The sequence below is a fragment of the Nocardioides sp. genome, from assembly GCF_047606145.1.
Taxonomy (GTDB): Bacteria; Actinomycetota; Actinomycetes; order Propionibacteriales; family Nocardioidaceae; genus Nocardioides.
Map to the genome: position 1 here is coordinate 23967 of NZ_JASGET010000106.1, position 7751 is coordinate 31717.

The 7751-nt window shown below is 72.3% G+C and carries 8 protein-coding genes; 4 read left to right on the forward strand and 4 right to left on the reverse strand.

Features of this window, described 5'->3' with window-relative positions:
* The first annotated feature begins 20 nt into the window (after positions 1 to 20).
* Genes QM638_RS13635 through QM638_RS13650 form a run of 4 tightly spaced genes read left to right on the forward strand, consistent with a single transcriptional unit; the run spans position 21 to position 4603 of the window.
* Positions 21 to 518, forward strand: coding sequence for a (2Fe-2S)-binding protein (locus QM638_RS13635; protein WP_415142560.1), 498 nt, complete (start codon positions 21 to 23; stop codon positions 516 to 518).
* Positions 515 to 2923 carry a xanthine dehydrogenase family protein molybdopterin-binding subunit gene (locus tag QM638_RS13640; protein WP_415142562.1) on the forward strand — a complete coding sequence of 803 codons (2409 nt, stop codon included), beginning with the start codon at positions 515 to 517 and terminating at the stop codon, positions 2921 to 2923. Before QM638_RS13635 ends, QM638_RS13640 begins: the two co-directional genes overlap by 4 nt.
* Positions 2920 to 3774, forward strand: coding sequence for an FAD binding domain-containing protein (locus tag QM638_RS13645; protein WP_415142564.1), 855 nt, complete (start codon positions 2920 to 2922; stop codon positions 3772 to 3774). Before QM638_RS13640 ends, QM638_RS13645 begins: the two co-directional genes overlap by 4 nt.
* Positions 3775 to 3778: 4 nt before the next feature.
* The gene (locus QM638_RS13650) at positions 3779 to 4603 is read left to right on the forward strand and encodes an SRPBCC family protein (RefSeq protein ID WP_415142566.1); all 825 of its coding nucleotides are present in this window, start codon (positions 3779 to 3781) and stop codon (positions 4601 to 4603) included.
* A 71-nt stretch (positions 4604 to 4674) separates the two neighbouring features.
* Here the strand turns inward: QM638_RS13650 and QM638_RS13655 are convergent, their stop codons facing one another.
* The 4 genes from QM638_RS13655 to QM638_RS13670 all read right to left on the reverse strand — a co-directional run.
* On the reverse strand, positions 4675 to 5475 hold the full coding sequence (locus tag QM638_RS13655) for a hypothetical protein (protein ID WP_415142568.1): 801 nt from the start codon (positions 5473 to 5475) through the stop codon (positions 4675 to 4677).
* Positions 5472 to 6371, reverse strand: a complete 900-nt coding sequence (locus tag QM638_RS13660) for a vWA domain-containing protein (RefSeq protein WP_415142570.1) — start codon at positions 6369 to 6371, stop codon at positions 5472 to 5474. The genes QM638_RS13655 and QM638_RS13660 overlap by 4 nt, the downstream gene beginning before the upstream one ends.
* Complete coding sequence (locus QM638_RS13665; protein WP_415142572.1) at positions 6368 to 7399, reverse strand: VWA domain-containing protein; 1032 nt, start codon at positions 7397 to 7399, stop codon at positions 6368 to 6370. Before QM638_RS13665 ends, QM638_RS13660 begins: the two co-directional genes overlap by 4 nt.
* A partial coding sequence (locus QM638_RS13670) for a hypothetical protein (protein ID WP_415142574.1) occupies positions 7390 to 7751 on the reverse strand: 362 nt, incomplete at its 5' end. The genes QM638_RS13665 and QM638_RS13670, both read right to left, overlap by 10 nt.

Genomic DNA, 7751 nt, shown 5'->3' on the forward strand with positions numbered 1-7751 from the left:
CCCGTGAGGATGGAGTGTCCATGGCTCGGATCAGCCTGAGGGTCGACGGAATGCTGGTCTCCGACGACGTCGAACCCCGCACCCTGTTGGTGCACTATCTGCGCGAGACCCTCGGCAAGACCGGAACCGTCGTCGGCTGCGACACCAGCAACTGCGGCGCCTGCACGGTCCATCTCGACGGCGAGTCGGTGAAGTCCTGCAACATGCTCGCGGTCCAGGCGGACGGCCACGAGATCACCACCATCGAGGGGCTGGCCGCCACCGCCGGCGCGGACCTGCATCCGGTCCAGGAGGCGTTCCGTGAGTGTCACGGCCTGCAATGCGGCTACTGCACGCCGGGAATGATCATGCAGAGCGTCGACCTGCTCAACCGCAACCCGAAGCCCACCGAGACCGAGATCCGCGAGGGGCTCGAGGGCAACCTGTGTCGCTGCACCGGCTACCACAACATCGTCCGGGCGGTGCAGTACGCCTCCGGCCAACTGGAGGACGCGACGGCCGGGGTGAGCGAGCCGTGACCGCCGTACGGACTCCGCCGGAGGCGACCCCGGAGATCGGTCGCGACCGCCGGCGCAAGGAGGACGCTCGGCTGATCACCGGCCGCACCCGCTGGACCGACAACATCACGTTGCCGGGCATGCTGCACCTGGCGATGGTGCGCAGCCCGTTCTCCCACGCCACCATCACCGGCATCGACACCGAGGCCGCCCGGGAGGCGGTCGGCGTCGTCACCGTGATCACCGCCGCCGACCTGGACGACAGCCTCGGCGTCTGCATCAACGCCTGGCCGATCACGCCCGAGCAGAAGGCTCCGGTGCACACTCCGATCGCCGGCGACCGGGTCAGCTTCGCCGGCGAGATCGTCGCCGTCGTGGTCGCCCGCTCCGCGGCCGAGGCCCGCGACGCCGCCGAGCTCGTCGAGGTGGACTACGACGAGCTCCCGGCGGTGGTCGACCTGGCCGAGGCGGTCACCGACTCGGTCCTCGCCCACCCGGAGCTGGGCACCAACAAGAGCGCGCTCTGGGCCTTCGACAGCGCCGAGGCCGGCACCGGCGGCGACGTCGAGGAGGCGATCGAGGCCGCGCGCGCCGACGGCATCGTGATCGAGCGGGAGTTCCGCCAGCAGCGGCTCATCCCGGCGTTCATGGAGCCCCGCTCGACGGTGGTCGACCCGACCGGCGAGCAGATCACCATGTGGAGCGCCACCCAGATCCCGCACGTGCTCCGCTTCGCCCTGGCCGCCACCACCGGTGTGCCGGAGTCCAAGATCCGGGTGATCGCTCCCGACGTCGGCGGCGGGTTCGGCGGCAAGCTGCAGCAGACCCCCGAGGAGATGCTGGTCTTCGCCCTCGCCCGGCGACTCGGCAGGCCGGTGAAGTACACCGAGACCCGCTCGGAGTCGTTGCAGGCCGCCCATCACGGTCGCGACCAGATCCAGCGGCTGACCCTGGCCGCCACCCGGGACGGCCGGGTCACCGGGCTCAAGGTGGAGCTGGTCGCCAACCTCGGTGCGCACGTCGCCCTGGTCGGCGGGGGAGTGCCGGTGCTCGGCGCGTTCATGTTCAACGCGATCTACAAGTTCCCGGCCTACCACTTCAGCTGCCAGACCGTCTTCACCAACACCGCCTGGACCGACGCCTACCGCGGCGCCGGTCGCCCGGAGGCCACCTTCGGCATCGAACGGATGATGGACGAGCTCGCCGCCGAGCTGGGCGTCGACCCGTTCGTCGTCCGGGAGAAGAACTGGATCAGGCACGAGGAGTTCCCCTTCACCACCGTCTCCGGGCTGCAGTACGACTCCGGCAACTACGAGGCGGCCACCGCCAAGGCCAAGGAGACCTTCGGGTACGACGCCCTGCGCGCCGAGCAGGCCCAGCGCCGCGCCAGCGGCGACCGGGTACAGCTCGGCATCGGCGTCTCCACCTTCACCGAGATGTGCGGTCTGGCGCCGAGCCGGGTGCTCGGCTCGCTGGACTACGGTGCCGGCGGCTGGGAGCACGCCGAGATCCGGATGCTCGCCACCGGCAAGGTCGAGGTGATCACCGGGGCCAGCGCGCACGGGCAGGGCCATGAGACCGCCTTCAGCCAGATCGTGGCCGACCGGCTCGGCGTGCCGTTCGAGGACGTCGAGGTGCTGCACGGCGACACCCAGATCGCCGCCAAGGGCCTCGACACCTACGGCTCGCGATCGCTGGTGGTCGGCGGCGAGGCGCTGGTGCGGGCCACCGACAAGGTGATCGAGAGGGCCACGCCGATCGCTGCCCACCTGCTCGAGGCCAGCGTCGACGACATCGACTTCGCCGGCGGCAGGTTCAGCGTCCGCGGCACCGACCAGGGTGTCGGCATCGCCGAGGTCGCGTTGGCCGCCTTCGCCGCGCACCACCTGCCCGACGGGGTCGAGCCGAGCATCGATGCCGAGGCCACCTTCGACCCGGTCAACTTCAACTACCCGCACGGCACCCATCTGTGTGCCGTCGAGGTCGACACCGAGACCGGCCGGGTCAGGCTCCGCTACTACGTCTGCTGCGACGACATCGGCGTGGTGATCAACCCGCTGATCGTCTCCGGGCAGGTGCACGGCGGACTGGTCCAGGGCATCGCCCAGGCGCTGTGGGAGGAGGCGATCTACGACGATGCCGGCACCCTGGTGACCGGCTCGTTCGTCGACTACCTGCTGCCCACCGCCGCCGACACGATCAGCTTCGGGGTCGAGCACACCACCACTCCGGCGACCACCAACTCGCTGGGTGCCAAGGGGGTGGGCGAGGCCGGCACCATCGCCTCCACCCCGGCGGTGATCAACGCGGTGGTCGACGCCCTGCGACCGCTCGGCATCCGCGACATCGTCATGCCGGCCACGCCCGCCCGGGTGTGGCGGGCGATCCAGGACGCAACCGGCGCACAGGCAGGAGCAGACCAGTGATCCCCGCACCGTTCGACTACGTGGCCCCGACGACCCTCGACGAGGCGCTGGCGGCGCTCACCGAGCACGGCGACGAGGCCAAGATCATCGCCGGCGGGCAGAGCCTGCTGCCGGTCCTCCGGATGCGGCTCAACGCACCGGAGTGGGTCATCGACCTGGGTCGGATCGACACGCTGAAGGGCATCGGCGACGACGGCGACGCCATCCGGATCGGAGCGATGACCCGGCACGCGGACGTGGCCGCCGATCCCCTGGTGGCCGAGCACGCCGCGCTGCTGGCCGAGGCGACGGCGACGGTGGCCGATGAACAGGTGCGACACCGAGGCACGTTCGGCGGCGCCCTGGCCCATGCCGACCCGGCCGGGGACCTCGGTGCCCCGGCACTCGCGCTCGGCGCGGAGTTCCTCATCGCCGGGCCGGGCGGTGAGCGCCGTGTGCCGGCCGACGACTTCTTCACCGGGCTCTTCGAGACCGCGATCGGCGAGGACGAGATCCTCACCGCGGTCCGGATCCCCAAGCACACCGGCTGGGGAGCCCACTACGAGAAGTTCGTCCGGGTGGCCCACCAGTGGCCGATCGTGGCGGTCGGCGCCTCGGTCGCGGTCGAGGACGGCACCGTGGTCGGCGCCGCGGTCGGGCTGACCAACATGGGCAGCACTCCGTTGCGGGCGCGCGGGGTCGAGCAGGCCCTGGTCGGGCAACCGGCCACCGCGGACGCCGTACGGGCCGCGGCCGAGCGGGCGAGTGAGGGGACCGATCCGCCGGCTGACCTCAACGGTGACGCGGACTATCGTGCACATCTGGCAACCGTGCTCACCCGGCGGGCCCTGCTCGCCGCTATCGAAGGATGACGCCTTGGACCTCACCCACAGCTTCACCGTCCCGACCTCGATCGAGGAGACCTGGGAGAGCTTCGGCGACGTGGCGGGGCTGGCCGAGTGCTTCCCCGGCGCCCAGGTGACCTCCGCCGAGGGGGACTCCTTCGAGGGCACCGTCAAGGTCAAGCTGGGCCCGATCGCGCTGGTCTACGCCGGCTCCGGCACCTTCACCGAGAAGGACGAGGCCGCCCACCGGCTGGTCGTCGAGGCGAAGGGACGCGACAAGCGCGGCAACGGTACGGCGGGTGCCACGGCGACCATCACCATGGCCGCGGCGGAGGCCGGCACGTCGGTCGAGGTGGTCACCGACCTGTCCATCACCGGGAAGCCGGCGCAGTTCGGCCGTGGTGTGATGCAGGACGTCTCGGACAAGCTGCTGGGGCAGTTCGTGGCGTGCCTGGAGAAGAAGTCGGCCGTCGAGGAGCCGGCCGCGGACGAGTCGGCTGCCGAGGCGCCCGCGGCGTCGTCCGAGTCGTCGTCCGAGTCGTCGGACGCACCGTCGGACGCACCGGCGGAGTCTGCCGCGGCAACCGCGGCCGCCGAGGGACCGGCCGACAACCCGCCGCCGAGCGCCTCGGAGACGCCGGTGACTGCCGAGCCGGCTGCGGCCCAGCCGAAGCCCACCCAGCCGAAGCCCACCCAGCCGAGGTCTACCCAGGCCGGCGCCTCGAACGACGACGCGCTCGACCTCGGCGCGACCGTGCTGCCGGTGCTGGTCAAGAGCTACGGCAAGCAGGCGGCGGTCGTCCTCGGCGGCCTGCTCGCCCTGCTCGTCGTACTCCGCCTGGTACGCCGCCGCTGAAGCCGGTCGCTCAGCCAGCCGGTCGGGATCCGGGTCGAGCCGGAGGAGTGGAGCCGCAGGGAGTGGCCTGCTCACCAGCTGGGCTCGTAGCCGAACGAGCCGTCGTCGCTCTGCTGCTTCGCGCGCTCGCGGCTGCCCTGGCGGTTGCGCTCGGCCAGCCTCTCCTCCTTGCTCCTGCCGGTCCTGTTCCTCTCGCTCGAGGTGCCGTTCTTGTGCTGCTGACGGCGGTGATGCTTCGTGGACCTCTCGCGGTCCTTGCCACCGTCCTTCGGGTGGCGGCGGTGCCGCGCGGAGGTGCTCGGCGGCGGATCGAGCTTGCGCTCCAGCCGCTCCTTGACGGCGGCCGCCTGTCTCGACTGTCGCTCGCCCTGACCGGCGTCGGTGGGGCACCCACCCTCGGTGAGTGCCGCGATGCCGGCGCGCCAGGAGTCCTGGGCGTCGGTGGGCGCGGCCCCGGTGTCGCCGACCGCGCCGTCGGCGGCGTCCGCGGCCGCGTCGTCGCCGATCGCCTCGTCGGCGAGCGCCAGGTTGATCCGCACCGTGCACTCCTGCGCGCTCGGCACGCTGCGCAGCGCCTCGGTGAACAGGTCCCGCGCCCGCTGGTGGTCGGCGAGGAGGAAGGCGGCGTCGCCGGCGTCGAAGTGCGCGATCCACGGCTCCAGCAGGTTGACGGCCCGGTTGGCGTCGTACTCCTCGAAAGCGCGCGGCCCGTTCGCCTGGCGCCAGGCGTCGCCGCCGGCCCGGTCGTGGCTGCGCATCGTGACCACCTCGACGGTGAAGGCGAGCGCCACCAGCAGCGGCAGCAGCCCGGCCAGGTAGAGCACCCGGCGCCGCCGCGCGCGGGGGTTCTCCGCCCCGGTCCCGGCGGTCATCGCAGCAGCTCCCTGGCTCGGCGCGCCGCCCGTCGCTGGGACCACAGCTCGGCGGCGAGCAGTGGGAGCAGTCCGAGGGCGAAGACGTAGGTCCGCTCGGCGCGTGTCCTGGTGGTGCGGCGGGAGTCGCGTTCGTCGGCGCCGAAGCCGGTCGCGATCGCCCTGATCTCGGCCTGGTCGGCGTCGGTGCGGTGCACCAGCTTCACGTCGAGCTGATCGGCGACCTCGGCCAGGTTGTCGCCGTCGTAGTGCGAGATCGCGTCCTGGCCCGGGTCCGAGGGATCACTCACGTATCCCTCGGACGGACGGTCCTGATCCTGCAGCATCGGACCGCCCGGGGTGGTGCCGTAGCCGAGCACCACCCCTCCGTCGGCGTGCGTGGTCCATGGCACGAACGAGGCCTGGTCGCCGGGGGCGGTGTTCTCCCCGTCGCTGACCAGTACGACGATCCGGCGCCGATCGGGATGGCTGCCGGCATCCTCCGCCAGCAGCCTGGAGACGGTGCGCAGCGGGGCATCGATCCGTGACCCGACCCCGTCGTACTGTCCCTCCACCTGGAGCGCGTCGACGAAGGCGTCGAACGCCGCGACGTCGGTGGTGAACGGCAGCTCGGTGCGCACCACCTCGCCACCGAAGCTCACCGCGGCGAAGCGCACCCCGGGCAGGGCCCCGGCCAGCGACCGCAGGTCCCGGCGCACCAGGTCGAGGCGTGGCCGGTGGCCCGGACCGTCCTGGGCGATCATCGACCGGGTTCGGTCGACGACCACCACCACGTCCAGGCTGCTGGACCTGATCCGCACCGTCTCGTGCCCCCAGCCGGGTCGCGCCAGGATGAGGAGCATCAGCAGCACGATGCCCACCCGGCGACCGACCCGTGCGGTGGCGCGCGCGCTCACCGCCCGGCCTCCTCGACTCGCGGCCGGCCCGGGCGACGGACGAGCGCGACCGTCCACCCGGCCAGCAGCATCGTCACCCCGACCCCGGTGAGGGCAATGGCCATCCCGGGTCGGTCGGCGCGGCTGATCACCGGCGGGTCCAGCACGGTCCGGGTGTGCAGCCGGCGGATGCCCGCCACGATCGAGTCCACCGATCGGTCCTCGCCGAGCAGGGAGAAGGTGCCGCCGGAGTCGGTCATCGCGGTGGCGAACTCCGTGCGCTGCTCGGGCAGATAGGCGAGGTCCGGTGCGCCGATCCCGTAGAGCCGCACGTGGTGTCGCTGGGCGTAGGTCGACGCCTCGGCCAGGGTGTACAGCGGCGGCGAGGTCCCCCACGGCTCGTTGTCCGAGGTCACGACCACCGCCCGGCCGCGGGCACCGGCGGACTGGTCGAACCGCTGCACGCAGGAGACGATCCCGTCGCTGATGATCGAGGCCCGGTCCCGGTTGAGATAGGTGCCGGCGGCGTAGTCGTCGGCACCGACCAGGCTGCCGAAGGCCTCGGCGGCCTGGTCGAGCTGGCGCTTGACGAACGCGTAGTCGTCGGTGAGCGGGAAGACCGTCACCGCGGCATCGCTCCACAGCACCAGGCTGATCCGCTCGCCGTGCAACTCGTCGACGATGTCGGAGAAGGCGGCGATCACGTCGGCGTCCTCGTCCAGCATCGAAGCCGAGGCGTCCATGCACAGCACGATGTCCCGGGTGGAGTGGCTGGTCTGGCTGACCGAGGTGGCGGCGGGCCGGGCCGCTAGCAGGATCGCGCCGGCCGCGGCGATCACCACCGCGATGCTCTGCCACCGCGCCAGCCGCGCGGCGCTCCTGGCCAGCGCGTGGAAGCGCGGCAGCCGTCGGACCCGCTCGGAGTGCGCGATCAGCACCGGATCGGCCGGGGGCCGGTGGTGGCGGCCGGCGTGCCGCGAGGCCAGCAGCAGTACGACGACCAGGGCGGCCGCCAGCGCCAGGCCGAGCCACGGCCAGGTCAGGTCCACGACGTCACCACCCCGATGGCGCGACGGGCGGCGTCGTCGAACCGCTCGGTGGCGTGGCCCTCCTCCGTCGGGGCGAAGGAGGGTGGATGCATCAGCTCGATCGCCGAGATCAGCAGCTCCTCTCGTGGAGGAACGCCGTGCCGGCGCAACCGGCGCAGGTCGTCGAGAGTCATCCGGTCGGCCGGCAGCGCGCTGACCGCGCCGACGTAGGAGCGGACGATCCGGCTGACCCGCTGGTGGCCCTCGCGGGCGCTGAGTCGGCCGGTGGCCACGGCGCGCTGGATACGCTCCAGCTCGGCCAGGTGCTCCGGTCGCGGGTCGGCCGGCGGTGCCGTGGGTGGCGGCGCGGTCG